The sequence below is a fragment of the Dongia sp. P2_B8 genome (assembly GCF_056404715.1).
Map to the genome: position 1 here is coordinate 201,432 of NZ_JBFUDM010000002.1, position 25,435 is coordinate 226,866.

Annotated in this window: 21 protein-coding genes and 1 other RNA gene; 12 read left to right on the plus strand and 10 right to left on the minus strand. The window is 62.2% G+C overall.

The window, feature by feature from the left end:
• Positions 1-68: 68 nt before the first annotated feature.
• Positions 69-1,736: an ATP-binding protein gene (locus AC1DWZ_RS05835; RefSeq protein WP_477167932.1), complete on the minus strand. Its 1,668-nt coding sequence runs from the start codon at positions 1,734-1,736 to the stop codon at positions 69-71.
• Positions 1,737-1,876: 140 nt separating this feature from the next.
• A complete protein-coding gene (gene nudC, locus AC1DWZ_RS05840; protein ID WP_477167933.1) occupies positions 1,877-2,773 on the minus strand; it encodes an NAD(+) diphosphatase in 897 nt (298 codons plus the stop codon).
• A gap of 186 nt (positions 2,774-2,959) precedes the next feature.
• On the opposite strand from nudC, the gene AC1DWZ_RS05845 reads away from it, so the two are divergent.
• The 9 genes from AC1DWZ_RS05845 (at position 2,960) to AC1DWZ_RS05885 (ending at position 11,278) form a co-directional block, all read left to right on the plus strand.
• Positions 2,960-3,688 carry a DUF6134 family protein gene (locus AC1DWZ_RS05845; RefSeq protein ID WP_477167934.1) on the plus strand — a complete coding sequence of 243 codons (729 nt, stop codon included), beginning with the start codon at positions 2,960-2,962 and terminating at the stop codon, positions 3,686-3,688.
• A 56-nt stretch (positions 3,689-3,744) separates the two neighbouring features.
• Positions 3,745-4,971 (plus strand): metal-dependent hydrolase family protein, encoded by a 1,227-nt coding sequence (locus AC1DWZ_RS05850; protein ID WP_477167935.1) that lies wholly within the window; start codon positions 3,745-3,747, stop codon positions 4,969-4,971.
• 88 nt (positions 4,972-5,059) lie between these two features.
• Positions 5,060-5,158, plus strand: an RNA gene (ffs, locus tag AC1DWZ_RS05855) — signal recognition particle sRNA small type.
• Between the two features lie 132 nt (positions 5,159-5,290).
• Positions 5,291-7,168: a DNA polymerase III subunit gamma/tau gene (locus AC1DWZ_RS05860; protein ID WP_477167936.1), complete on the plus strand. Its 1,878-nt coding sequence runs from the start codon at positions 5,291-5,293 to the stop codon at positions 7,166-7,168.
• On the plus strand, positions 7,165-7,488 hold the full coding sequence (locus AC1DWZ_RS05865; protein WP_477167937.1) for a YbaB/EbfC family nucleoid-associated protein: 324 nt from the start codon (positions 7,165-7,167) through the stop codon (positions 7,486-7,488). Before AC1DWZ_RS05860 ends, AC1DWZ_RS05865 begins: the two co-directional genes overlap by 4 nt.
• Positions 7,489-7,647: 159 nt before the next feature.
• A complete protein-coding gene (recR, locus tag AC1DWZ_RS05870; RefSeq protein WP_477167938.1) occupies positions 7,648-8,235 on the plus strand; it encodes a recombination mediator RecR in 588 nt (195 codons plus the stop codon).
• A gap of 80 nt (positions 8,236-8,315) precedes the next feature.
• A complete protein-coding gene (locus AC1DWZ_RS05875; RefSeq protein ID WP_477167939.1) occupies positions 8,316-9,050 on the plus strand; it encodes a hypothetical protein in 735 nt (244 codons plus the stop codon).
• 4 nt (positions 9,051-9,054) lie between these two features.
• Positions 9,055-9,705 (plus strand): flagellar motor protein MotB, encoded by a 651-nt coding sequence (locus tag AC1DWZ_RS05880; protein ID WP_477167940.1) that lies wholly within the window; start codon positions 9,055-9,057, stop codon positions 9,703-9,705.
• Between the two features lie 136 nt (positions 9,706-9,841).
• Positions 9,842-11,278, plus strand: coding sequence for a DUF4139 domain-containing protein (locus AC1DWZ_RS05885; protein WP_477167941.1), 1,437 nt, complete (start codon positions 9,842-9,844; stop codon positions 11,276-11,278).
• Between the two features lie 150 nt (positions 11,279-11,428).
• On the opposite strand, the gene AC1DWZ_RS05890 is transcribed toward AC1DWZ_RS05885, so the two are convergent.
• Positions 11,429-12,427 (minus strand): hypothetical protein, encoded by a 999-nt coding sequence (locus AC1DWZ_RS05890; RefSeq protein WP_477167942.1) that lies wholly within the window; start codon positions 12,425-12,427, stop codon positions 11,429-11,431.
• On the minus strand, positions 12,427-13,062 hold the full coding sequence (gene nth / locus AC1DWZ_RS05895) for an endonuclease III (RefSeq protein ID WP_477167943.1): 636 nt from the start codon (positions 13,060-13,062) through the stop codon (positions 12,427-12,429). The genes AC1DWZ_RS05890 and nth overlap by 1 nt, the downstream gene beginning before the upstream one ends.
• Before the next feature lie 105 nt (positions 13,063-13,167).
• Between nth and AC1DWZ_RS05900 the strand changes: the two genes are divergently transcribed.
• Positions 13,168-13,761 carry a DUF2244 domain-containing protein gene (locus AC1DWZ_RS05900; protein ID WP_477167944.1) on the plus strand — a complete coding sequence of 198 codons (594 nt, stop codon included), beginning with the start codon at positions 13,168-13,170 and terminating at the stop codon, positions 13,759-13,761.
• A gap of 9 nt (positions 13,762-13,770) precedes the next feature.
• Positions 13,771-14,739 carry a DMT family transporter gene (locus tag AC1DWZ_RS05905; protein WP_477167945.1) on the plus strand — a complete coding sequence of 323 codons (969 nt, stop codon included), beginning with the start codon at positions 13,771-13,773 and terminating at the stop codon, positions 14,737-14,739.
• Between the two features lie 136 nt (positions 14,740-14,875).
• Here the strand turns inward: AC1DWZ_RS05905 and dapB are convergent, their stop codons facing one another.
• The 5 genes from dapB to dnaK form a co-directional block, all read right to left on the minus strand.
• Complete coding sequence (dapB, locus tag AC1DWZ_RS05910; RefSeq protein ID WP_477168273.1) at positions 14,876-15,715, minus strand: 4-hydroxy-tetrahydrodipicolinate reductase; 840 nt, start codon at positions 15,713-15,715, stop codon at positions 14,876-14,878.
• A 445-nt stretch (positions 15,716-16,160) separates the two neighbouring features.
• On the minus strand, positions 16,161-17,756 hold the full coding sequence (locus AC1DWZ_RS05915; protein WP_477167946.1) for a PAS domain-containing sensor histidine kinase: 1,596 nt from the start codon (positions 17,754-17,756) through the stop codon (positions 16,161-16,163).
• A 215-nt stretch (positions 17,757-17,971) separates the two neighbouring features.
• On the minus strand, positions 17,972-19,993 hold the full coding sequence (locus AC1DWZ_RS05920; RefSeq protein WP_477167947.1) for a hypothetical protein: 2,022 nt from the start codon (positions 19,991-19,993) through the stop codon (positions 17,972-17,974).
• Positions 19,994-20,120: 127 nt separating this feature from the next.
• Positions 20,121-21,257, minus strand: a complete 1,137-nt coding sequence (gene dnaJ, locus AC1DWZ_RS05925; RefSeq protein ID WP_477168274.1) for a molecular chaperone DnaJ — start codon at positions 21,255-21,257, stop codon at positions 20,121-20,123.
• Positions 21,258-21,372: 115 nt separating this feature from the next.
• Positions 21,373-23,307: a molecular chaperone DnaK gene (dnaK, locus tag AC1DWZ_RS05930; RefSeq protein ID WP_477167948.1), complete on the minus strand. Its 1,935-nt coding sequence runs from the start codon at positions 23,305-23,307 to the stop codon at positions 21,373-21,375.
• Positions 23,308-23,628: 321 nt separating this feature from the next.
• Between dnaK and AC1DWZ_RS05935 the strand changes: the two genes are divergently transcribed.
• Positions 23,629-23,856: a hypothetical protein gene (locus AC1DWZ_RS05935; protein WP_477167949.1), complete on the plus strand. Its 228-nt coding sequence runs from the start codon at positions 23,629-23,631 to the stop codon at positions 23,854-23,856.
• 68 nt (positions 23,857-23,924) lie between these two features.
• Here AC1DWZ_RS05935 and AC1DWZ_RS05940 read toward each other — a convergent pair whose 3' ends face one another.
• The gene (locus tag AC1DWZ_RS05940; RefSeq protein ID WP_477167950.1) at positions 23,925-25,250 is read right to left on the minus strand and encodes an ELM1/GtrOC1 family putative glycosyltransferase; all 1,326 of its coding nucleotides are present in this window, start codon (positions 25,248-25,250) and stop codon (positions 23,925-23,927) included.
• Positions 25,251-25,435 lie beyond the last annotated feature (185 nt).

A 25,435-nucleotide genomic window follows, 5' to 3' on the forward strand; every position in this document is an offset into this window, starting at 1 on the left:
GACAAGGCGCCTAGCTATATGGGTCCGGAAAGGCCTGCTGCCAAGGGGGCGCCCGGAAGGGAGGGCTGTCAGCCCTGATGACGCCAGCGCTTGACGATGTCGTTGAGGGCGGCGGCATCCAGCTGGTCCTGCTGCCAGGCGCTGGCAAAGGGCGCCGTGCGGCTGTGGGGCTGATGTTCATCGGCCAACCGGTCGAAATCGATGCGGGTCGGCAGGGGGACACCCTCACCCACCGCGATCGCCTGGCCGTTGCGCAAGGATGGCAGCTCGCTCATCAGGCCGAGGCTCGATTCCGGTAGCGCTGCCGCCAGGAATTCCTGATCCTTCTGACTGGTCATGCGCAGCGCGAAGATGGTGCTGCATTGCGAGAGCACCGTCGTGTCCAGTTCCGATGGACGCTGGCTGATCAAGCAGAGCGACACGCCATATTTGCGGCCTTCCTTGGCGATGCGCGAGAGCGCCCGCTTGGTCGGCTCGAACCCAGCGCGCTCATCCGCCGGCGCATAGCGATGCGCTTCCTCGCACACCAGAAGCACCGGTGCCTTCTGCTCGCTCCACAAGGCGAAATCGAAACTCATCCGGCACAGCAGCGAGACGACAACGTTAAGGATTTCCGCCGGCACGCCGGACGTATCCAGGACCGTCACCGGCTTGCCACCCACCGGCACGCGGAACAGGCGCCCCAGAATCTTCGCCATATTGTCGCGCGTGACCATGCCCTGAAGCGCGCTGCTGGTGCCACCACCCCCGGAAACTCCACTGGGAAACATGAAAGCCAAGCGCCGGTCGGCCTGCATATGCGCGAAACGTTCCTTGATGCGGTGATAGGCAGCCATGTCGGCCGGCCGGTCGAGCTTGCCCAGGATCGCATCGATGATCTTGGCGATGTCCGAGAGACGGTAAGGGACCGGCGTGTCGATGGTGATCTGCAGCGCTGCGTCCGCATCCTGCACCATGTTGCGCTTGGCCTGCGTTACCACCTGGTTCAGCAGCACCGCATCAGCGTCTGGCTGTGGACTGCCCGTGCCGATCACCATTTCCCGCAGCTCTTCGAAGTTGAGCAGCCAGTAGGGCAATTCGAGATCGGCAGGCGTCACGATCTCCGCCCGGTCCTTGAAGGCGGCTGCATATTCGTTGTGCGGATCGAGAATGACGATATGCGCGTTGGCATGCTGGCTGAGCAGGGCGCGGAGGATGGTGACGATGGCGCAGGATTTGCCGGCGCCCGTCGTGCCCAGCACGGCAAAATGCTTGCCGAGCAATTCCGTCGGCATGATTTCGGCCGGGATCGTGTGATCCTGATGCAGGGCGCCGATGCGTGCGCTCCGCTGCGTGGTGTCGACGGGGCGCGTGAAGACGCGCCGCAGATCCTCGCTACTGGCCCGCGCCATCACATCGTCGAGGGTCGGAAATGTCGAGACGCCGCGCTGGAAGAGTGCGTTGCCACCACCGCGATGGTCGATCTCACCCACCAGTTCCACATCGACGCGGCGCATTTCCTGCTCGCGATGCGACGGGTTATCGATGCTGATGCCGGTCACGAAGCCGAACACGGTCGATTGCTCGGTCACGATCTTGATGAGTTCGCCGATGTGAGGCCCGCGCGCGGCACCGCCATCGCGTTCCAGCAAGCCAACGACTTTTGCGCCGGAGACCGCGATCACCCGCCCTAATTTTGCGGCGGGGGCTGCCGTCGGCAGGGTTGCGGCGGCAATGTTGACGGGTAGGGCACTCATGGACGGCGCTCCGGGTACAACTTACACATGCGGTATGAGAGCGATGATCCTACAACGGGAATCGTTTCAATACTATTTATTGAACGCATACATAAATGTGCGTGAGGGCAATTGTCCTACCCGATCTAAGAGTCGGGGGCTTAGAGCTTCACCCAATCCTCGATCAGGCGGCGGGAAATCGAATCGGCACGCGGCAGACGAAAAGTCTCGTTTTCCGGCGAGTTCAGCAGTTCCATGCGCGTCATCCAGCGCGCCGATTCGATCTCGCCATCATGGAGATCGAATTTCTCCGTATCGGCTTCGGCGGTAAAACCCAGCATCAGCGAGGCCGGGAACGGCCAGGGCTGCGAGCCGAAATAGCGCACATCGCGGACCCGCAACCCTACTTCCTCGAACACCTCGCGCGCCACCGCATCCTCCAGCGCCTCGCCCGGTTCGACGAAGCCCGCCAGCACCGAATGCATGCCCTGCGCCCACATGCCTTGCCGCGCCATCAGGATCTTGTTGCCGCAGGTAACGCGCATGATGACGGCGGGATCTGTCCGGGGAAATTGCACCGTCGCGCAATCGCGATCGGTGCATTGCCGCTGATGCCCCGCGGCCTTCACCTCGGTGGGGGCGCCGCACACGCCACAATAACGATGGCGCTGATGCCAATAGGCCAGACCGCGCGCATAGGCGAGCAACGCTCCATCCCGCTGCGGCAGCAACGGACCGATGCCGCGCAGTTCCTGGAAATCGCCGAGCTCGGTCGCGCTGTTTTCATCGAGCACGGAAAGATCGAGCGCAAAATGCGCGATCCCCTCTTCGACCCCCAGCAATATGACGGTTTCGGCCTGGGCGACGATATCGGCCTGGGCGACCGGGTCCAGCAACCGCAATTTCGGTACCGTATCGGGCAACACCAAATGACGCAGCCGCCAGACGGGGTAGAGCCGGCTCGTCGGATCGGCCAGGCGCGCCTTCAGCCAGCCATGGTCTTCGCGATGTTGGGCGCTGCGGTCGAAATCGCCGGTGGCATAAAAATAAGTGTGCATGTCACAGATTCGTTAATTCGGCGGCGTAATCGGCTGGGGCCCCACCTATCCCTTGACGGGAAGATTGTCAGGACACATTTACCGTAACGGTCCTGCTGGTAAGCTAACAGCTTAGCAATTTGACCTTTTCGGCGCTTCAGTCGATCATGCGGCAATTGTTTTGATCATCAGGTTGTTATACTTGCCATGAGCATCACGCGGCGGCAATTGCTCTCGAACATGGCCGGCACCTTTGCGCTGACAGCGGGTGCGGGACTTGTCCTTTCTGTTTCCGGCAATCGGGCCTTTGCGGAATCGCAGCAGGCCTCGGCGGAAGCGGGGTTTACCTTCGCGCCACCCGAAGGCCGCTTCATTTATACCATCACCCGCGATGGTGACCCGATCGGCACGCAAAAGCTCGACTTCATGCATGACGGCAACAACCGGCTGACCGTGATCACCGACGTCGAGATCGACGTGCGCATGCTGGGCCTGAGCTTCTACAAATTCACCCAGCATATCGAAGAGAAGTGGCAGGACGGCGTCTTGCAGGGGCTTCTTTCGCAAACCAATGACGATGGCGAAGAGCGCAATGTGGATTTGAAGCGCGACGGTGACCGCCTGAAAGGCGTCTACAACGCCAAGAAGCGCGATGTTCCGGGCGATCTCATCCCCAGCACCCTGTGGCATCCCGATGCCATCAGGCAAAAGACCGTGCTCGACACCGTGCGGGCGCGCCAGCATCAGGTGATGGTCGACGACAAGGGCGAAGGGATGCTGATGCTGCCGGCGGGCCAAGTAACGGCGCGGCACTTCTCCTTCACCGGTGAGCTCAACCGCGATGTCTGGTATGGGCCGGACGGAATCATCCTGCAGGCCGAAATGAAGGCCAAGGACGGTTCCATCATCCGCCAGCAATTGCTCGATCGACCTTAGATAGTCGGGCCCCGAAGCTGGGCCCGCCATCCCACATCATCATCGAGGAAGATTCCATGCTTTGGCTCGTCAACGGGCAGATCTGCGACGTCGAGACCGGCCGCGTGCAACGCCTCGATCTTGGTGTCACGCTGGAGCCCGTGGATCGTGGCCGCATCACCACCGTGACCAAGAAAGCCAAGCCCAAGGCGGACGACCGAATCATCGACATGTCCGGCCTTTATCTGCTGCCGGGCCTCATCGATTGCCATGTGCATCTGGTCATGAAGCCCGAAGACGATGTCGCCGACATGCAGCGCCGCACCGATGCCGGCATCGCCCTTTACGCCGCGAACGCTGCAGCCAACACACTCCTCGGCGGCACCACCACGGCACGCGATTGCGGTGGCTGGAACTATGTCGAGATGGCGCTCCGCAATTCGATCGAGAGCGGCGAATCGATTGGCCCGCGCCTCTATCTCTCCGGCCGCATCCTCTCCATGACCGCACCCGGCATGTTCGATTATCCCGGCATGTATGAAGTGGCCGACGGACCAGAGGCCGTCAAGGCGGCAGCGCGCAAGCAATTGGCCATGGGTGCGGATTTCATCAAGCTGATGGCGTCCGGCGCGTTCCTCGCGCCAGAGCGCGAGGATCCGCGATCGACGCAATACACGATTGAGGAAATCAAGGCCGCGGTCGATGTCGCCCGGACGCAATTCAAGCATGTGGCAGCACACGCCCATGCTGCCGACGGCATCCGCCACGCCGTGGCGGCTGGTGTCGACAGTATCGAGCATGGCAGCTTCGCCGACACGGCCGCCCTCAAGCTGATGGCTAGCCAAGGTACCTATCTGGTGCCGACCCTTTGCTCGCTGACGTCGTTCCTGCGCGATGATGTGGCCATGGCCGCCACCCGCCCACATTGGCGCGAACGCCTTGTCTCGACCGGCGACGCTTTCCTGGAAACGATGCGGGAGGCGCATCGGCTAGGCGTCCCCTTTGCCATGGGGTCGGATGCCGGGACACCCGGCAATCATCACGGCGGCAATGCCGATGAAGCGGTCGATATGGTCCTGGAAGTCGGCATGAGCCCGGCGGAGTCCCTACGCGCCTCGACCCTCAATCCGGCCGTGCTGCTGCGCCAGGAGGAGCATCTGGGGACTCTGCAGGAGGGGCGTTTTGCCGACATCCTGGCCTGTGCCGAGAACCCGTTCCGCGACATCACCGCCGTGAAGCGTCTCAAGATGGTCATGAAAGGCGGCGTAAGCTATCGCGGCCTGGGGATCGCAACGGCGGCCTGATACCCCAAGAGGCTGAATTACAACGATAATTTATTGCGGCAATTCGGCAGTTGCGCGGAGTGGGTGGATTCTTGCTATAAGCTCGCCCGGGAGGTTGGTGGCGGACGTATGTCTCGCCAACCCGGTCAGGTCCGGAAGGAAGCAGCCGTAACGAGTTTGCATGCGGGTCGCAGGCCAGCCTCCCACCTCCCTTTTCCCAAAAATTCTCCATCCGAATAGGTGGCGCTGCCGTTAAGATTGCTGGCGCCGCTGTCCGATTTTTTGTACCAACTCACAGACACTTTTCCTTCCGGGCAAAGACCAGTGCCAAAGACCAGCGATGAGTGAAAACGAGGGGCCGATTCAGGCGGGTGGCAATGATGCCAACGGGCATTATCGCGTCCTTGCCCGCAAATACCGCCCGAGCGATTTTGCCGGCCTGGTCGGCCAGGAAGCCCTGGTCCGCACGCTGACCAACGCCATCGCCGCCGGGCGCCTCGCCCACGCCTTCATGCTGACCGGTGTGCGCGGTGTCGGCAAGACCACCACCGCCCGCATCCTGGCGCGCGCTTTCAACTGCGTCGGCCTCGATGGCAGCGGCGGTCCCACCGCCAGCCCCTGCGGCCAGTGCGAACATTGCGTGGCGATTGCCGAAGACCGTCATGTCGATGTCATCGAGATGGATGCCGCGAGCCGCACCGGTGTCGGTGATATTCGCGAGCTCATCGAGGGTGTGCGCTACCGGCCGGTGAGCGCGCGCTACAAAGTCTATATCATCGACGAAGTGCACATGCTCTCCAACAACGCCTTCAACGCGCTGTTGAAGACGCTGGAAGAACCGCCGGCCCATGTGAAGTTTGTCTTCGCCACCACGGAAATCCGCAAGGTGCCGGTGACGGTCCTATCGCGCTGCCAGCGTTTCGATTTGCGCCGCATCGAGGCCGATGTGCTGGCAGCCCATTTCACGCGCATCGTGGCGGCCGAGAATGTCGCCGTGGAGCCCAATGCGCTGGCGCTCATTGCGCGCGCCGCAGATGGTTCGGCGCGCGACGGCCTGTCGCTGCTCGACCAGGCGATCGCCATGGCGGAAGGGTCGGTCAGCGAAAACCAGATCCGCGAGATGCTGGGCCTCTCTGACCGCACGCAGCTCTTTGATCTTTACGAAGCGGTCATGGGTGGCGAGGCAGCCAGGGCGCTCGATCTGTTGGGCACCATGTACCGTGCCGGCGCGGATCCCATCGTCGTCGTGCAGGATCTCCTCGATCTCACGCATCTCCTCACGCGCGCCAAGATTTCCGCCGAGGTGCTCGCCCAGCCGACCCTGCCGGAAGCCGAGCGCAAGCGCGGCGCGGAACTGGCGCAGAAGCTTTCGATGCCCGTACTGGCGCGCACATGGCAGATGTTGCTCAAAGGTCTCGGCGAAGCGCAGGCGGCCCCGCAGGCGCTGGCCGCGGTCGAGATGGCCTTGATCCGATTGATGCATGTCGCCGATCTGCCGACACCGGGCGATCTGGTGAAGCGGTTGAGTGCCGGCCAGGGTGCAGCAGCACCCAGCGGCGCGGCATCTGCCGGAAATGGTACCCGCAACGGCAACGGTGCCGGGACATCGGCGATTGCGTCGAGTTACGTCGGCAACGGTAATTCAGGTGGATCCCGCACCCAGGCGCAGGGCTCGGCCATGCGCATGGAACTGGTGCCGCAGGAAGCACCGCCAGCATTGGGCCATACGGCTGCGAAGCCGGATGCCGCCACGTTGGCCGATCCGCGCAGCTTCGACGATATCGTGGCTTTGTTCCGCGCCAAGCGCGAAGCCATTTTGCTGACACACCTGCTTTCGGACGTGCATCTGGTGCATTTCGAGGCCGGGCGCATCGAGTTCCGCCCCTCGGAGCGGGCACCGACCAATCTTGCCAACCGTATCGCCGGCTGCCTCAATGAATGGACCGGCAAGCGCTGGCTGGTCTCGCTCTCCAACGCCGCCGGTGAAGCGACGCTGAAGCAGCAGGAGGCCGCCGCCGTCGCCGAGCGCAAGCGGCAGGCTGCCGAACATCCGCTGGTGCAGGCCGTCCTGAAAGCCTTTCCCGGCGCCAGCATCGAAGATGTGCGCGACTTGATCGACGCCGCTGCCGCCACCAGTTCAGATGCTGATAGCGATGCGCCGGATGCGGAAAGCGCCGGCGCTGAAATTGACTTCCCGATTGGAGACGATGAGTTATGAAGAATCTCGGCCAGATGATGAAACAGGCCCAGCAGATGCAGTCGAAGATGGCTGAGATGCAGGCGGCCCTGGAGCAAGCCGAAGTGACAGGCCAATCCGCCGGCGGCATGGTCAGCATCGTCATGACCGCCAAGGGTGAACCCAAGCGCGTGAAGATCGACCCCTCGCTCGTCAATCCGGCGGAAGTCGAGGTGCTGGAAGACCTGATCAGCGCCGCCTTGCGCGATGCCCGCGGCAAGGCCGAGGTCTACATCTCCGAGGAAATGGGCAAGGTAACGGGCGGCTTGCCCCTGCCACCGGGATTCAAGCTGCCGTTTTGATCGATCACGGTCCCGGTTGGTGAAAGCTTTCAGTCACTACCCCCCTCCCCAGCCCTCCCCCTCAAGGGGGGAGGGAGCGTTCTTTCTATTCCCCTCCCCCCTTGAGGGGGAGGGTCAGGGAGGGGGGTATCTCACTGCCAACTCGCTGTGGCCACGCCCATGAACGACATCGACAAACTCATCCAGATCATGGGGCGACTGCCGGGGTTGGGGCCGCGGTCGGCGCGGCGGGCCGTGCTGCATCTCCTGAAGAAGCGCGAGACGCTGCTGCATCCCTTCATCAACGCGCTGGGCGATGTCGCGGCCAATGTGAAGACTTGCACCGTCTGCGGCAATCTCGATGCCGCCGACCCCTGCACCATCTGCCGCGACACCGGGCGCGACGCGACGCAGCTCTGTGTCGTTGCCGATGTCGGCGATCTGTGGGCGCTGGAGCGCATCGCCACCTTCAAGGGGCGCTATCATGTGCTGGGCGGCGTCCTGTCGGCCCTCGATGGTATCGGACCGGAACAGCTCTCCATCGGGCCGCTTTTGCGCCGGATCGAGGGTGGCGAGGTGAAGGAGGTCATCCTGGCCCTTGGCGCCACCGTCGATGGCCAGACCACGGCGCATTATCTGGGTGACCGGCTGCAGCCCTTCAATCTTGCCATTTCGCGCCTTGCCCATGGCGTTCCGGTGGGTGGCGAGCTCGATTATCTCGACGACGGCACCCTCATCCAGGCGATGAAAGCCCGCCAGAAGCTGTAAACGGGCCTAAACCCGGCAAATCTGGCCCGATCCTTGCATTTCCAGTAGGATCACGGGACGCAACGTAAAGGCTTAAGACATTGGCCGAGCTGGAACCACCGCTGCCGCGCAAGGAAAGGCGGGCGCATAGGCGCCCCTTGCCGCTGCCGGAGGTCAAATTCGTGCCGGCCGGCAATCCCAGCCTACCGACCTTCGTCAGCCTGATGCTGATGATCACCACCTTCATGATCGTGCTCACCAGCATTTCGCTGCACGAGAACACCCGCATGCGCGCCCTGATGTCGAGCGTGAACGAAGCCTTTGCTGGCGTTCCCGGGGCCGCTTCGGCCGGCGAGGAAGCCGCCGCCAAGGAGAAATTGCTGGGCCAGATCGTGACTGGGTTCAAGACGGCCGTGCCGCTCGCCAATGTCGACGCCGCAGCAGGCGGCGACCGGCTGGAACTGACCCTGCCGCTGGATGCCGTCCTCGACACCGCAAACGGCATCGTCACCAGCGAGTTCGACAGTGGCATGAAGGCCATGGCGGCGGCGCTCGCCAAGAAGCCGGCCGATGTCGATTACGATCTGGAAATCCGCTTCGATGACAGCGCTCTCGGCAACGCCCATGCCGCGGCCATCGCTGCTGCCGCGATCAAGGGTGGCATCGCGCCATCGCATCTGTCGCTCGCCACCGGCCTGGTCAAAGCCGATCTCGATAGTGCGCATAATCTGGCGGTCCTGGTGAAGCTCGACCCCATTGCGGCGCCACCCGGCAAGGCGCCGCTCAGCACAGCACCGCTTATCACAGCACCGGCCGATTCATCGGGAGCACCCTGAGATCATGTCAGGCGACAATTTCATCCGCGCTGGCGAGATGCGCCGGGAAGAGATCAAGCAGCCGGTCTGGCTGATGAGCTTTGCCGATTTCGCCGGCTGCCTGCTGGCGAGCTTCGTGCTGCTTTATTCGCTGGCCCAGACCGACCGCGAGCGCATGCAGGCGGCGTTCGGCATCGAAGCCGGCCCCAAGGTCGAAGCCGGGACGGAGGGCGGTGCCGCCGACAAGTCGATGAAGGCGAAGCCGGTCGAGGACGGCAAGAACACCGATTACCTGGCGAGCCTGCTGCAGACCAAGATCGATGCAGTGCCGGCCCTTGCCGACATCGCGGTGATTCCCTTGGCTGACAAGATCGCCCTCGACCTGCCGATCACGCGGCTCAACATCGATGCCACAAATGCAGGCCGCGCCGACGATCTTCTCTTTGCCCTGGCCGGGCTGCTTTCCGTCATTCCCAATGAGAGCGCCATCACGACCGAGCTGCCCTTTGTCCCCGACGGCGAGAATTGGACCAAAGGCATCAGCCTTGCCAATGCCCTGGCGCAGAAGCTGCGGGATTCCGGGGCGCCGGATGGCCTCGTTGCCCGCACCGCCGTCAGCAGTGACAGTACGGCGCATGTCCGCGCAGTCATTTTCCGCGATGCGGAAGAGCCCTGAAACATTCCGGTAACGCGCACGCAAAAGTGATGGCCGTTACTTGAGCCGCACGTGGCGCCTGTCATAGTCTTGCCGCATTCCAACCCCATTTCTAGTCACGCAATTCTCGTCAGATCACTCGATAAAGGAATTCCCCATGCGCTCCCTTCTCGCCGCCGGCACCGCCTTGGCCCTCGCCCTCACTGCCACGACGGCAGCCAGTATTTCCGTTGCCTGGGCGGAGACCGCCGTTACCACGGACACGCAGACCGGCATTGCCGTCACCATCTACAACCAGGATCTGGCGCTCATTCGCGATTCGCGCAATGTGCCCGTGGTGGCCGGCGAGAATGACATCGCCTTCATCGATGTGGCAGCCGGCATGCGGCCGGAGACGGCGTTGCTGAATTCCGCCGGCGGTGCTCTTGATGTGCTGGAGCAGAATTTCGATTTTGATCTGCTGACGCCGCAGAAACTGCTGGAGAAATCCGTTGGCCAGACGATTCGTGTCTTCCGCACCAATCCGGAAACCGGCGAGGACAGCAGCGAAGAGGCCGAAGTCTTGTCCGTGGCCGACGGCCAGGCCGTGCTGAAGATCGGTGACCGCATTGAAACCGCGGTCCCGGGCCGTTTCGTCTATGCGGGTGTCCCTGCCAATCTGCGCGCGCGGCCGACCCTGGTGGTGAAGGCCAATGCCGAGAAGGCCGGCGATATCGCGGTCGATCTTTCCTATCTCAGCCGCGGCCTCTCATGGTCGGCGGATTACGTGGTCGACCTGGCGCCGGATGAGAAGACCGTCAACATCAACGGGCTGGTGACGCTGACCAATCAGAGCGGTGTTACCTACAAGGATGCAAAGCTGCAGCTGGTGGCCGGCAATGTGAATCAGGTGCAGCCCATGTTGGAGCGGGCTTCCGGTGGCGTGATGGCCATGGACGCCATGCCGGCGGCACCCAAGATGATCGAGCAGGCAGCGTTCGAATATCACCTCTATACGCTCGAGCGCCCGACGACCTTGAAGGAGAACCAGACCAAACAGGTTGCCATGCTGGCGGCCAGCGATGTCCCCGTCGAGAAGCAATATCTCATCACCAACAGCGCCAATGTCTGGGGCAATTACGGTTATAATTTCGGCGAAGGCCCGCGCCAGAATGCCGCCGTCAAACTGAAATTCAAGAATGAAGAGAAGGCGCATCTTGGGCTGCCGCTCCCGGCCGGTGTCATTCGCGTCTACAAGAAGGACAGCGCGGGCAATGCCCTCTTCGTCGGCGAGGATCATATCGACCATACGCCGAAGAACGAACGCGTCGACCTCACCTTGGGTGAAGCCTTCGACATCACCGCGCGCGCCAAGCAGACCGATTACAGCAAGCTTGCCGACGATCTCTATGAGAATTCCTACGAGATCGAAATCAAGAATGCGAAGAAGGAAAAGGTCACCGTCGATCTCCGCGAAGCCATCCCCGGCGATTGGAAGATGACCCAGGAATCACAACCTCACGAGAAGCTCGATTCCAGCACGGCGGGCTGGCAGGTCGAGGTCCCGGCGGAAGGGTCGACGGTGGTGAAATATACGGTGCGGATTAAGTTGTAAGAGCGGGACTGATCCCGCCACCCCCTCTCCCCCACGTTGGGGGGAGGGAGTTGCAGCCGACTGGTTGAGATGCTGCGTATCATGCTCGCTCGAGTCCCCTCCCCCCAACGTGGGGGAGGGTTAGGGAGAGGGGGCCTTCTCTGCCACGACTCACTTCCCAGCAAACGTCACTTCCGGATCCAGCACCTTCGAGAGTTCCCAGGGTGTCCAGATCCAGGTCGCCTGCATCTGCTCGACGAAGTCGCGCCAGAAGTCGCGCTTGCCTTTGACTTCCGCCGGCCAGCCCTTGTCGAAGAGAGCGGCTGCCAGATCGGCGTGTCCGCTATAGACGAGATCGAGCAAGTCGCTCCAGATGACGGAATCAAGCTCGCCCTTGGTCTGCGGCCGCTCGGTGGCTGTCATCGGCACATAAGGGCCGCCGAAAGCCAGCACCGCTGTTCGCATGTCGGCTGCCAGCTTATCGAGTGTCGCCTGGTCGGGTGTCTCCTTGTACATGGAATCCGACAAGTGATAGCCCTCCGGTGCCCAGTCGAGAATGACGGCACCGCCCGGCGATCCGGCAAAGGAGGTGTTCCAATAGGCAAAGGAATCATCGCCGAACGTCAGGCGTGGCGGGCTGCCAACCCATTCCTGCGACAAGGTCGGTTCGGAATTGCCGATCGCCAATTCCTGCATCTTGAATGCCGGGCCTGGGAAGATCGCATAGAGTGTCGTGCAGCAATGAGCACCACCGGAATAGCTTGAGAGGATGGCGAGCGGCGCCGGTTCGGCGACTGAATAGCCGTCCGGCATTGCCGGCCGCGCCCAGACAATGAAGGCGTTGCCATCGACGATGGCATCAAGGCATGTGTCGCCGCGCTCGATGACGATATATTCCTGCGGCAGTTCACCGTCGGTCACCTCGTCGGTGGATTGCCGCGGATAAAGCGTGATGGAAAGATCACCGACTTGCATCCGGGTCAATGTTTCCGGCCCCAGCGCGCGGCGCTTGGCGAGAGCGGTCCCGTCTTCGACCTTGCAGCCATTGCCCGCCGACATATCGCCAAGGCGGCCGTCGCCCGCCACTTTGGACACATCCTGCGCCCACGCGCCGGAAGCAGCCAGCAAGCCAATGGCGCATAGCAGGGTTGGCAGGGTCGTCGAACGCATCACAGAGTCTTCTCCTTGAACTGGCAGATATCGTGAACGACGCAGACCGCACAATCGGGCGAGCGCGCCTTGCAGACATAGCGGCCGTGCAGGATCAACCAGTGATGGCAATGCTGCTTGTATTTTGCCGGCACGCGTTTCTCCAGCGCGAGCTCCACCGCCAGGACATCCTTGCCCGGCGCCAGGCCCGTGCGGTTGGAGACGCGGAAGATATGTGTGTCGACGGCGATGGTTGGTTCACCAAAAGCGATATTTAAAACGACATTGGCGGTTTTCCGCCCCACGCCCGGCAAGGTTTCCAGGATGGTGCGGTCCGGCGGCACTACGCTGCCATGTTCCGCTATCAGGATTTCCGAGAGCCTGATGACGTTCTTGGCCTTGGTGTTGAAGAGGCCGATGGTCTTGATATGGTCCTTGAGCCGCGCTTCGCCCAGGTGCACCATTTTCTCCGGCGTGTCCACAATCTGGAACAGTTTGGCCGTCGCCTTGTTGACCCCTACATCGGTCGCTTGCGCCGAGAGAACAACGGCCACCAGCAAGGTGTAGGGATTGACATAGTTGAGCTCGCCCTTGGGTTCCGGATTGGCTTTCTGCAGGCGCGCAAAAAACGTCTCGATCTGGTCCTTCTTGAGCATAGCTGGCCTGTGATGCGCGAGGGGGCGGGCTTATTGTGCCGGCAGGTTGTATCGGGTGGGCTTCAGACTATACTTGGCCGCAAGCCAGCGGAAGACGTCACAGCTATGACCGACCCTCAGAACAATGCTGCAGAACGGCCAGCGAATGAACTGCCGGGAGATGAATTGCCGGTGTTCGAGGCGATTCTCTATCCGCATCGTTCCCTGGGAAGGCGCGGCTATCTCATCCTCATTGCCGGGACGGCGCTGATCATGGGCCTTTACGGCCTCACCTTCCTTCTCCTCGGCGCCTGGCCGATCTTCGGTTTCATCGGCGCTGAATGGCTGCTGTTCTGGTTTCTCTTCTCGCGCCATTACCGGGGCGATCGCCGTGCCGAGCGGCTGCGGCTCTATCACGACCGGCTGGTGGTGGAACGGCTGGACGCGAAGGGTCGCTTCACGGCCTTTTCGCTGCAGCCTTATTGGCTGCAAGTCGTCCTCGCCCCAATGGGAAGTTCTGGGGGAAGGCCTGGGGGACGGGCTGGCGAAGCCGAGCCGGACAATGCGCTCTATCTTCGATCCCACGGCAAGCATCTTGAGATCGGCGCTTTTCTGTCAGCCCCCGAACGGCGCGATTTTGCCGGTGAGCTTGCCCGCGTCCTCGACCGCAACCGCCATGCAACGCCGCCTCACGATTCACTGGCCCCGCAACAGAACTGATTTCCGATCATGACCCAAGACAGTACCCCGCCGCAGGCTTCCAATCTGCGCCATCCCGGGCTCGTCGAATATAGCCTGCTGCTGCTACTGGCGTTGGTCTGGGGCTCATCCTTCTTGTTCATCAAGATCGCGGTCAGCAACGGTCTGCCGCCCTTGAGCCTTGCCACCATGCGCATCGCGATCGGCGCGGTCATCCTGCTTGGGCTGGCACGGTTCCGCGGTCAGGCCTGGCCGCGCTGGTCGAAAGTTGAGGCGAATGACGCTGATATTCAGGGTGGCGCCGGGATCTGGCTGCGCCTCACCTTCCTCGGCATCATCGGCAATTCGCTGCCCTTCTTCCTCATCGGCTGGGGCGAGCAGTTCACGACCTCACAATTGGCGGCCATCCTAATGGCGACGATTCCGCTCCTCGTCCTCATCCTCGCCCATCTCATGACCCATGACGAAAAGCTCTCAGGCCCCAAGGTGATCGGCGTCATCTGCGGTTTTGCCGGCGTGGTCGTCCTGGTCGGCGTCGATGCATTGAAGGGCCTGGGAGCACAGGTGATCGGACAGATCAGCATTCTGCTGGGCTGCCTCAGCTATTCCTTTTACGGCGTCAATGCGCGGCGCCTGCCGCAGATGGGGGCCGAGATGACGGTCGGCATCATCTTAGCCTTGGGCTTTCTGTCGATCCTGCCGATCTGGCTGATCGTCGACCAGCCTTGGCAACTCTCACCGTCCGGCGGCGCCTGGTTCGCTGCCTTGTGGCTGGGCCTCCTGTCCACGGCCTTCGGCAATTGGCTGTTCTTCACCCTGATGCGCCGGTCAGGCGCCAGCTTTGGCGCCAACAACAATTTCCTGGTGCCGGTGATGGGCCTGGGCTGGGGCTATTTCGGCTATCACGAAGTGCCGGGCTACAATGCAGTGGTGGCGCTTGCGTTGATTCTGGTGGGGCTCGCCTTGCCGCGGGTCAAGTGGCGGCGGAGAGGCGCTTAGGCGCGATTCTTAGAACCCTCGCCCCGCTTGCGGGGAGAGGGCAGGGTGAGGGGTGGATGGGCGAAGTTCCGGCGTAGCGCCCCTCACCCCAACCCTCTCCCCACTATCGCGGGGCGAGGGAGTTCACCGAGTTATCTCAACCGGCGTTCGCCGCCGGACCACCGACATTGAAGCCGAGCACGTCCTTCATCGTATAGAGGCCCGGGCCTTTGCCTGCGGCCCAGAGGACGGCTTTCACGGCGCCCCGTGCAAAGATCTCGCGGGAGGAGGCCTTGTGGGTGATTTCGACGCGTTCACCGTCGGCTGCGAAGATGACACTGTGATCACCAACGACATCGCCGCCACGCAGCGCTGCAAAACCGATTTCACCTTTCGCCCGCGGGCCTGCCTGGCCGTCGCGGCCGCGCTTGGCGACCCGGCGCAGGGTCGTGCCCCGGCCGCGGGCGGCAGCTTCGCCCAAGGTGAGGGCGGTGCCGGACGGTGCATCGATCTTGTGGCGATGATGCATCTCGATGATCTCGATATCCCAATCGGTGTCGAGGATGCGTGCCATTTCCTCAACCACCTGTTCCAGGAGATTGACGCCCAGCGACATGTTGGAGGCCATGATGATCGGCGCGCGCTGGGCGGCGCGGGCGACGGCCGCCTGCTGGTCGGTGTCGAGACCAGTGGTGCCGATGACGTGTGCGGTGCCGTTCTTGGCCGCAAAGCTTGCGTGCAGGGCCGTGGCCGAGGGGTTGGTGAAATCGATCACCACATCGGCGCTGTCGAACAGCAAGGCCGGATCGTCGCCTACGGTGATGCCGAAAGGCTCGGTGCCGGCGAGGGCGCCAAGATCCATGCCGAGAGCCGGCGAGCCGCGGCGTTCGGTGCCGCCCACGACCAGAACGCCCGGTGCCTGGGCCAGCATTTTCAGGAGCATCTGGCCCATGCGGCCGGCGCAGCCGGCGATGCCGACACGGGTCGCCCCGTTCAATTGCCGCTTCGGCTTGGGGCCGGATGGAGCCACAGCTTTGGCAGCCGCAGGTTTAGCAGGAGCTGGCTTGACTGGAGTCGGCGCTACCTTCGCAGGTGCAGCAACAGCTTTCGCAGCAGGGGCTTTCGCCGGTGGCGCCTTCGTCATAACCGTCTTCGTGGCCGGTGCTTTGGCAGGTGCCGTCTTTGCGGCTTTATCGTTTGTTGGCAAGGGTTTGCTTTTGACAGCCGGGGCCTTCGCCGCAGCATTCTTGCTGCCGACACCGGGCGCTGCCTTGGTGGCGGCCTTGCTCACCGGCCGCTTCGCCTCTGTCTTCCCCGCCATTTTTCCCCCTGAACCAATGTTGGACGAAATCTAGACGAGGTTTACCCAATACGGCAACAGGGCTCGGTAACATGCCGGGAATGCACGGCCGGAGGAACAAGCGCCTAAAGATCGGATGAGATCAGTTGGCCGGCTCACCAGTGAAAGGCTCGCCTGGTTCGGCCGGGAAGATGGCGGTGATGCTGGTGCCCTGGTCGCGGCGGCTTTCGACGGCCAGGGTCCCGCCATGCATTTCAACCAGGTTCTTAACCAAGGCAAGGCCAAGGCCTGTGCCGCGATGCTGGTGGGCGATGCTGCTGTCGATCTGGCTGAAGGGATCGAGGGCGCGCTCGATTTCCTCTGGCTCCATGCCGATGCCGGTGTCCGACACACGCACGGCGCTGCCGCCCGCGTCATGGGGGCGGATCGCCAGCTTGATCTTGCCACCGCTGGGCGTGAACTTCACCGCATTGGAGAGCAGGTTGATGATCACCTGCTTGATGGCGCGGGCATCGCCATAGACCGGCTCGGTGGTGGGATCAACATCGGTCGACAAGCTGACGCCTGCCTCGCGCGCCATGCCGGAGATGAGCTTGGTGCTGGCTTCGGCGAGATCGCGCGCATCGATGAGCGCCGGCCGCAATTCCATCTTGCCGGCCTCGATCTTCGAAATATCGAGAATGTCATTGATGAGGTCGAGCAGCAGCCGGCCGCTTTCATGAATGAGCTCGGCATAGTCGCCATAGCGCACCGGCTGCACTTCGCCGAAGGTGCCGCGCCGCGTGACATCAGAAAAGCCGATGATGGCATTCAAGGGTGTCCGCAATTCATGGCTCATATGAGCAAGGAATTGCGACTTGGCACGGTTGGCGCTTTCAGCCGCGTGATGGGCATGCCGCAATTCGCGCGCCTGGGCTTCAAGCTTGCTGCGATTGTCTTCTAGTTCCGCCTGGTATTCCTTCGATTCCGTGACGTCGACCTCGCTCACCAGCCAGGCCGGGGCGCCGGTCGCAGCATCGAGGCAGCTGCGGGCGGTGATTTCATGCCAGCGTTCGCCCTGCGCCGTGTGGATGCGCGCGACGGTGCGCACCTCGCCGGCCTTTTCCAGCGCCTGCACCAGATTGCGATGATCCACCTCATCGACCAACCTGGCTGCCAGCGGCGATGCGGGCTCATCCCCGCGACCACCATAACTGCCACCGCCATGATTGAGGGCAGCACTGCGTGCCGCCGGATTGCTGTAGAGCACATGACCATCGAGGTCATAAAGTGTGATCATGACCGAGCTGTGCAGCAGCGCTTCGGCGCTCCGCAGGGCTTCCGGCGTGTCGTTGAACTCGGCAAGTCCTTCGCAGAACATCGCCATGCGGCCATCGCGGAGCCGGATGCCGCTGAACAGACACCGCAGCGATTGCGGCTGGCCTTGCGGATAGAGCGTCCACACTTCGGAAAAGGTGGCGCCGCTAGCGATGAAGTCTTCCTGATATTGCTTGAGCCGCGCCGCCACCGCCGGCGACATGTCGGCACTGAGGTCGCGGGCTGAGAGCGCTGTGAGGCTGTCGGCACGCCATACGCGCAAAGCCGCCGGATTGGCCCAGATTACGCGCGCATGGTCGATGTCGAAGATCCATAGAGCGGTGCGCAGGCGCATGGCCAGCGCCGCTGAAAAATCGGCCGGCAGCAGGGCGTCCTCTGCCGCGCCCAGTTTCTGACCTTGGCCGTGCCCTGCGTCACTCATGCCCATTTTCCCCAAACTGCACCGGCACGAGCCGCCCACCCGTCCGGATTTCGGGCAGAGAGAAAGCCAGCAAGGCGCAACCGTCAAGAGATGATCGGTAGGTCAGGCAACTTTCCCGAATTGGTGCGGGAATTAACCCTAAAGACCCGGCGAATCGCCGGTGAAGGCCCCGGTGGAAGGCTGCCGATTTTTTGTGGTGTCGCTTAAAAGTGCCTTCAATTGTACCAATAGGGCGTCTTCTCGGCCCATGCCTGCCAGCGCGGATTGTCGTGCAGAACCATCCAGGCGGCGCGTGACATGCGGTGGGGATCGCCGATACGGCAGATATTGCGCGTATTGCGGATCGCAAGATGTAGCGCCTCGGCGACGCGCTGGTCGCCGTTGAGCTTGAAGAAGCTCTGCAGCGTTTCGAAGGAAGAACGCTCGGCCTTGGCCCAATCGAGCACTCGCCCGATCAGGAGATCGCGCGGCAGCGGCAGATGACCAAGCTGCGTCATCTCCTGGTAATTCACCACCTCGCCATCGCTCCAGGAATTGAAGAGGTAGCTGTTCCCCAGCCATTCCGGCCAACGATCGGCAGGCACCACGCCCGTAAAGGCTGGCTTACCGGGCGTGGTTTCATAATGGCCGTATTCGTGCCAGTAATTGATGTTGAACCAGAGCTCGAGTTGCGGCACCTCCGCCATGCGCAGAACCGGACCCATGATATCGGCAAGGGTGCTGCGATAGGCGTCGACGCCGATCCCGTTGCACCACAAAGCATGATCATTGATGCCGTCGTCGATCTGGACCGAGAGATCCGTATGGCGCAGGAGGAAGAGTAGGTTTTCCTTGGCGCGCTCGGTTTCGAGAACAGCGAGCAGCGCTTTGGCCTCGTCCTTCAGCGTGTCGTGATGATCGGCGAGATAGGCCAGGAAGTGGCGATTGATGTCAGGCTGATCGAGCAGATAGCTGCGCAGCCATCCCGTTTCCGCAATCGTGTTGCGAACCTCCGGTGTGAAGGCATTGCCTTCCAGGAGACGATAGAGCGAAGCGGTCGTCAGGCCATTGAGGATTTCAAGCTCGGACGAATCCGCCCACTGTCCTTCCGCCAGCTTGATGTAATCGTCGAAGGAGCGTGCCGAGGTCCAGCGCAAATTGCGCCATGCCTTGGCCTGGGGCACGCGACCTTCGATGATCTCACCGACCGTCGGATAGAAGGTTTGCGGGCCGTCGACATAGCCGGCCATCAGAAGTGCGGCACGGGTGGCGGCCGCATTGTCCGAGGTGACGGCGTTTGAATCACCACCGATCGCATCGGCCATCAGCGCCATGGCCTTGTCGTAGGATTGTTGATCGTCGCCATAGGCCGCGCGCATGAAGAGAAGCCGCAGGGTGTGAAAGCGGAAGAGCGGGTAGAGAATTGTTTCGTCACGGGTGGCACTGCAGGATTTCATCCGTTCGTGCAGCGCGTAAAACCAGTCGATCAAACCATCCGCTTCCGCCTGATCAGCGCGCAGGCGCGAGAACACCACGGCGGACCAGACGAAGAGACCTTCCTTTTGCCACTTGTCGAGTGCCAGCCCGGTGACGTCGTCATAATTGGCGACGTCCCATTTCTTCGGATCGAAATAGGTCCAGGATGAAATGAGCGGGCGATACCAGGCGCGGCCGGCATTGCGGTCGATTCGGTGGAACGTGTCGGAGGCGGCCATGGCTTGCAGCCAGCCGGCGAAATCGTCATTGCGGTAAACGGGATCAGCTTCCTCACGCAGCCACCAATCGGCCGTGTTCTCCGGACCGCCCCGTTCCGGGCGATAGGCGCGCAAGCCGCTTTGTTTCAGCATGTCCTGGGCGCGATAATAAAGAAGATACGACGCATGATCGGCTTCGAGCTGGGCCGCCGGAATCAACAGATCGCTGAACGGCGCTGCTGGCTTTTCCGTATCGACATCGTAATCGGCTTCATAACCCTCCGGCCCACCCCAGCTGAGTTCCTGGAACTCGCTCTTGAGCGGCACTTGGTCGATGCCGCTCAGCAATCGATAGAGCGCCACTTCCTGCAGGCTGTCGCCGTAACTGACGCCGGAGCCGATCGCGAGCGATTCATCCCGGCTGGTGAGGGCCGCACCGGTGCAGGAAGCGGCTGCGTCCGGCTGGGCGCCATTCTCCTGTGCCTGGGCCGATGCCACCTGCATCGGACAAAGTGCGGCGAGCAGCGAGAAGACGCCGATGACGACGGATGAGGAAAGGCGCATGGAAGAACCCTGAAGGCGGGAAAGATAGGGACTACTCTTGCGCGCAAGTATGGCCTAATTGCGGCGCCCGTCAACGCGGCACGACCCGGTCGCGCCCGGCCTGGCGATGGAGCTGGGCGTCCCGCCGTCACTCCTTGGCGCTGTCGAAGAATTCTTTCACGCGGGCGAAGAAGCCTTCGCTTTGCGGTGAGTGGTTGCCTGATTTCTGGGCCTCGGCCTCGAACTGGGCCAGCAGCTCTTTCTGCTTCTTGTTGAGATTGACCGGGGTCTCGATGGAAAGCTCGACATACATGTCGCCGCGCGCCTGGCTGCGCAGCACCGACATGCCCTTGCCCTTCAGGCGGAACTGCTGGCCGGTCTGGGCACCAGACGGCACCGTCACCTTGGCCTTGCCGCCATCGATGGTGGGGATTTCGATATGTCCGCCGAGCGCTGCAATGGTCATGGCGATCGGGACGCGGCAATGCACATTGGCGCCGTCGCGTTCAAACAGCCGGTGCGGTTTGATGGACAGGAAAATATAGAGATCGCCCGCCGGCGCGCCCATCATGCCAGCCTCGCCTTCGCCAGCGAGACGGATGCGGGTGCCTTCCTCGACGCCCGCCGGCACATTGACCTGCAGGCTCTTTTCCCGTGCCGTACGCCCCGCGCCATGGCAGGTCTTGCACGGCTTTTCGATCACCTTGCCGGCGCCGCCGCAATGCTGGCAGCTGCGTTCGATGGTGAAGAAGCCCTGGGTCGCGCGCACCTTGCCGTGACCGTGACAGGCCGGGCAGGTGATCGGCTGCGCACCCTTTTCGCCACCGGTGCCGTGGCAATCGTCGCACACGACGGAGCTCGGCACGCGGATCGTGGTCTGCTTGCCGTGAAAGGCTTCTTCCAGGCTGATTTCCATATTGAAGCGGAGGTCTGAGCCGCGGCCGCGAGCCTGACCGCCACCGCGCCTGCCCATGAAGTCGCCGAACATTTCGTCGAAGATATCGGCAAAGCCGCCGGCGTCGAAACCGCCGCCGCCACCCCGTGCGCCGCCATGGCCATTCTCGAAAGCGGCGTGGCCGAAGCGGTCATAGGCCGCGCGCTTCTGCTCGTCTTTCAACACGTCATAGGCTTCGTTCAATTCCTTGAACTTGGCCTCGGCCTCGGCATTTCCCGGATTGCGGTCGGGATGATATTCCATGGCCTTCTTACGAAAGGCCTTCTTGAGGGCGTCCGCATCGCTACCCTTTTCGACCCCAAGCGTTTCGTAATAATCGCGCTTCATGATGACTTCGTCTGGCCAGAATTATCTTTGGATAAAGGTAGAGGCCGGGACCTGTATCACCTGGATACCGGCCCCGACCTCTATATCGGACACGCTCTCAACAACGCGTTAACGCGCGTTAGGCGCTCTTGCCCTTGCGCTCGTCGACTTCCTCGAAATCGGCGTCGACGACCTTTTCGTCATTGGCGGACGCAGCCGGTTCGCCTTCACCAGCGGCACCGGCAGCTTCACCCGTAGCACCTTCGGCAGCCTGCGCCTTGTAGAGGGCTTCGCCGACTTTCATCAACGCCTGCGTCAGGGCCTGGGTCTTGGCTTCAATGGCCTCGACATCCTCGCCGTCCTTGACCGCCTTCAAATCGGCGGACGCGGTTTCGACGAGCGCCTTGTCTTCGGCCGAGACCTTGTCACCTGCATCCTTCACCTGCTTTTCAGCATTGTGAATGAGGGCTTCGGCCTGGTTGCGGGCTTCGACCACTTTCTTGCGCTTCTCGTCCTCGGCCTTATGGGCCTCGGCATCCTTCACCATCTTTTCGATGTCGGAATCCGTGAGACCGCCCGAGGCCTGGATGCGGATCTGCTGTTCCTTGCCTGTGGCCTTGTCCTTGGCCGACACATTCACGATGCCGTTGGCGTCGATGTCGAAGGTGACTTCGATCTGCGGCACACCGCGCGGTGCCGCCGGCAGACCCACAAGATCGAACTGGCCGAGGATCTTGTTGTCCGCCGCCATTTCACGCTCGCCCTGGAAGACGCGGATGGTGACCGCGGTCTGGCCGTCTTCGGCGGTCGAGAACACCTGGCTCTTCTTCGTCGGGATGGTCGTGTTGCGGTCGATGAGACGCGTGAACACACCACCCAGCGTTTCGATGCCGAGCGACAATGGCGTCACGTCGAGGAGCAGCACGTCCTTCACTTCGCCCTTCAGCACCGCGCCCTGGATGGCAGCGCCGATGGCGACGACTTCGTCCGGGTTGACGGAACGGTTGGGTTCCTTGCCGAAGAACTCCTTCACCTTCTCGAGGATCTTGGGCATGCGGGTCATGCCGCCGACCACGATCACTTCCTGGATGTCGGTCGACTTCAGGCCGGCATCCTTCAGCGCTTTGCGGCACGGCTCCATCGTGCGCTCGATGAGATCGTCAACGAGAGCTTCGAGCTTGGCGCGCGTCAGCTTGATGATGAGATGCTTGGGGCCATTCTGGTCCGCCGTGATGAACGGCAGATTGACTTCGGTCTGCATCGACGAAGAAAGTTCGATCTTGGCCTTTTCGGCAGCTTCCTTCAGGCGCTGCAGAGCGAGCTTGTCTTTCTTGAGGTCGATGCCGTTCTCTTTTTTAAACTCGTCGGCGAGGTAATCCATGATGCGCGCGTCGAAATCTTCGCCGCCCAGGAAGGTGTCGCCATTGGTCGACTTCACTTCGAAGACACCGTCGCCGATTTCCAGCACGGAGACGTCGAAGGTGCCGCCGCCAAGATCGTAGACGGCGATAACGCCGCCATTCTTCTTGTCCATGCCATAGGCAAGGGCAGCGGCGGTCGGTTCGTTGATGATGCGCAGGACTTCAAGACCGGCGATCTTGCCGGCATCCTTGGTCGCCTGGCGCTGGCTGTCGTTGAAATAGGCCGGCACGGTGATGACGGCTTGCGTCACCTTTTCGCCGAGATAGGCTTCCGCCGTTTCCTTCATCTTGCCGAGGATGAACGCCGAGATCTGGCTGGGGCTGTAGTTCTTGCCATGGGCATTGACCCAGGCGTCCGAATTGTCGCCGGACACGATCTTGTAGGGGACGAGGTCGATGTCCTTCTTGGTCATCGGATCGTCGAAGCGGCGGCCGATGAGGCGCTTAATGGCGAAGAGGGTGTTTTCCGGGTTGGTGACCGACTGGCGCTTGGCGGCCTGGCCGACCAGGCGCTCGCCGGATTCCGTGAAGGCGACCATCGAGGGGGTCGTCCGCGCGCCCTCGGCGTTTTCGATGACTTTAACGTCCTTGCCTTCCATGACGGCGACGCAGGAGTTGGTCGTGCCGAGATCGATGCCGATAACTTTAGCCATGGTTTTCATCCTTTCTTGCGGCAAATCCCACCCTGGGCCTTCCACGCGAAGCACCCGTCCGGGGATCCCCGACTTGCAACAACATTGATCAGAAAATGCCCTGGTGATCGGGCGCGTATGTCCCGGGATCGGGGCATCCGCTCGGTCAGGCCTTAGGCATTGGTTTCGAGGGGATATATAGGCGGTTCTGAAAACCACGCAAGACATTGAAAACAGGAATCTTAACGATTCCCGCCCCTCGTTTGGCGAATCAGGAGGGCACCGCGCGCCCGGATGCCCGGCGCGCATGGCAAAAGACGGCGAATCAGTTAAAATATTGGAATGACCGACGCGCCCGATCAGCCGGCCCCACCACCCAAGCCATCCCGGACACCGGCGTCCTATGCCGTTATGGCATTGATGACACTGGATATTTTATTGGGCATCGGGGTTGCCGTCGGTGGTCATTGGTTGCTCGAAAGCGATGGCATCGCCTTGGCCGGCGGCGTGCTTGCCACCGTGGGCGCCTTCCTGATGCTGTTCTTTCTGCTCTGGGGCGACAAAAGCTGAACCCAAGAATATCAAGTTGATCAATAGGTTAGCCTCACCAGGCCATAGCTGGGGGCTACAATGGGACGCTACAGCGGGGCCGGATCAAGGCGGCCGATCTGGTTGTAGGCCTGCTTTTCCGGCCGTGCAGCAGCCCGGGCGGCAAGACCGCCACCTGCGGCAAGATGATCGCGCAGATTGGCCGCCCGGCGTTCCGCGAGCAGCGCCACGATACGGGCTGCCACCATGTCCAATTCCTCCCCCGCCAAGCGGTCCAGGCCGGGCTGCGGGGCGATCGGGCTGGAGAGCAGCGCCACATGCCGCTCCCGCAGCAGCCGGTTCATGATGGTCGGCACATAGCGCGCCGGCTGGGCGCGCGCGGCGCGGACTTCGGCATCGAACCAGCGGTCGATGGCATCAGCAGGCTTGCCGTCCGAGAGCCGGCCGTTACGGCGACGCCCTGCCCAATTCTGGATCGGCCAGCTGGGCTGCCAGAGCGGCCGGCGCGGCACCACCGGCAGGTCAAAGAGCCGCACTTCCTTGCCCGTGAGGGCGGCATCGGCCACCATCGACACGCTGTCGGTGGTGACGATGAAGGCATCGGCCATGGCCAGCAGGGCCGGATAGGGATTGCGGGCGCCAGCGCCCGGCTCAAACAGGAACAGGCGGTGAGGAGCCGGCAGGTCCGTCTTCAGGACCTCGAGCACTGCGGCCGGGGTGCGGGGTGAGGTTGCAACCAGCAAGGTGCCGTTGCCGGCCGCAGCGTAAGCCAGCGCTTCGCGCACCAGGCGCCTTGCATCGGCGGCGCCGAACGTGATCGGGTTCGACGGCCCGCCCACCAGCACGCCAATGCGCGGCGCGGCGATGGGGGTAAAGACCGGGGCAAAAGCTGCAACGGCGGCAGCCAGCGCGTCCTTCTGGCGCGCTGTGATCGGCAGGCTGAGATGCAGCACGTTGGCGGCCTTGGGCAGACCATATTGCGCCGTGGTCACCAGCAAATCGACACTGTCGAACGGGTCCTGGAAACGGCCGAGCTGAACATAGATGCCGGCCGGAACGCCGCCGGGTGCATTTTGCGCCTTGATCCAGCGCGCGACAGGCGCTGTGCGGCGACCGATTGAAATGACGATATCCGGCCAAGGACATTCCGCGGTGGCGTGAATCGGGTCGCTCTTCTCAAAGTCGACATGCTTGGTGGCTTGGGCAAGATCGGTACCGGGGATGGGCCCCGAGCGATACTTCAGCTGCTTGACCACCAGGCGCCATCCCAGGCGCGCTTGCAGCGCCGCACCCAGTGCCAGCACCTGCTGGTTGTCGCCCAGGCGCGGACCCTGCAGCAGCCACACGGTCGGAACCGATGCGGTCGAAACGGCGCTCTCTTGGAACGCTGGTTTGGTCGTCAGGATATTGGACATTCTAGGCCCACCGACTGGTTCGACATTCCGGCTGGTTCAACATTGAATGGGTGAAAATTAGCCTATCGTCGATGACAAGTCGCTGACAGCCTGCCGTCGCCCTGATGACAGATTGCACCAATGACAGATTGCCGGGACGAAGGTTCGCCGGCTGAATCCCAGAATATCACCTGGAATTTCACCCG

What these genes read in the sequence shown, in the direction of transcription:
- AC1DWZ_RS05835 (WP_477167932.1), bottom strand. Translation starts at nt 1,736, where the DNA reads ATGAGTGCCCTACCCGTCAACATTGCCGCCGCAACCCTGCCGACGGCA.
- nudC (WP_477167933.1), bottom strand. Translation starts at nt 2,773, where the DNA reads ATGCACACTTATTTTTATGCCACCGGCGATTTCGACCGCAGCGCCCAA.
- AC1DWZ_RS05845 (WP_477167934.1), top strand. Translation starts at nt 2,960, where the DNA reads ATGAGCATCACGCGGCGGCAATTGCTCTCGAACATGGCCGGCACCTTT.
- AC1DWZ_RS05850 (WP_477167935.1), top strand. Translation starts at nt 3,745, where the DNA reads ATGCTTTGGCTCGTCAACGGGCAGATCTGCGACGTCGAGACCGGCCGC.
- AC1DWZ_RS05860 (WP_477167936.1), top strand. Translation starts at nt 5,291, where the DNA reads ATGAGTGAAAACGAGGGGCCGATTCAGGCGGGTGGCAATGATGCCAAC.
- AC1DWZ_RS05865 (WP_477167937.1), top strand. Translation starts at nt 7,165, where the DNA reads ATGAAGAATCTCGGCCAGATGATGAAACAGGCCCAGCAGATGCAGTCG.
- recR (WP_477167938.1), top strand. Translation starts at nt 7,648, where the DNA reads ATGAACGACATCGACAAACTCATCCAGATCATGGGGCGACTGCCGGGG.
- AC1DWZ_RS05880 (WP_477167940.1), top strand. Translation starts at nt 9,055, where the DNA reads ATGTCAGGCGACAATTTCATCCGCGCTGGCGAGATGCGCCGGGAAGAG.
- AC1DWZ_RS05885 (WP_477167941.1), top strand. Translation starts at nt 9,842, where the DNA reads ATGCGCTCCCTTCTCGCCGCCGGCACCGCCTTGGCCCTCGCCCTCACT.
- AC1DWZ_RS05890 (WP_477167942.1), bottom strand. Translation starts at nt 12,427, where the DNA reads ATGCGTTCGACGACCCTGCCAACCCTGCTATGCGCCATTGGCTTGCTG.
- nth (WP_477167943.1), bottom strand. Translation starts at nt 13,062, where the DNA reads ATGCTCAAGAAGGACCAGATCGAGACGTTTTTTGCGCGCCTGCAGAAA.
- AC1DWZ_RS05900 (WP_477167944.1), top strand. Translation starts at nt 13,168, where the DNA reads ATGACCGACCCTCAGAACAATGCTGCAGAACGGCCAGCGAATGAACTG.
- AC1DWZ_RS05905 (WP_477167945.1), top strand. Translation starts at nt 13,771, where the DNA reads ATGACCCAAGACAGTACCCCGCCGCAGGCTTCCAATCTGCGCCATCCC.
- AC1DWZ_RS05915 (WP_477167946.1), bottom strand. Translation starts at nt 17,756, where the DNA reads ATGAGTGACGCAGGGCACGGCCAAGGTCAGAAACTGGGCGCGGCAGAG.
- AC1DWZ_RS05920 (WP_477167947.1), bottom strand. Translation starts at nt 19,993, where the DNA reads ATGCGCCTTTCCTCATCCGTCGTCATCGGCGTCTTCTCGCTGCTCGCC.
- dnaK (WP_477167948.1), bottom strand. Translation starts at nt 23,307, where the DNA reads ATGGCTAAAGTTATCGGCATCGATCTCGGCACGACCAACTCCTGCGTC.
- AC1DWZ_RS05935 (WP_477167949.1), top strand. Translation starts at nt 23,629, where the DNA reads ATGACCGACGCGCCCGATCAGCCGGCCCCACCACCCAAGCCATCCCGG.
- AC1DWZ_RS05940 (WP_477167950.1), bottom strand. Translation starts at nt 25,250, where the DNA reads ATGTCCAATATCCTGACGACCAAACCAGCGTTCCAAGAGAGCGCCGTT.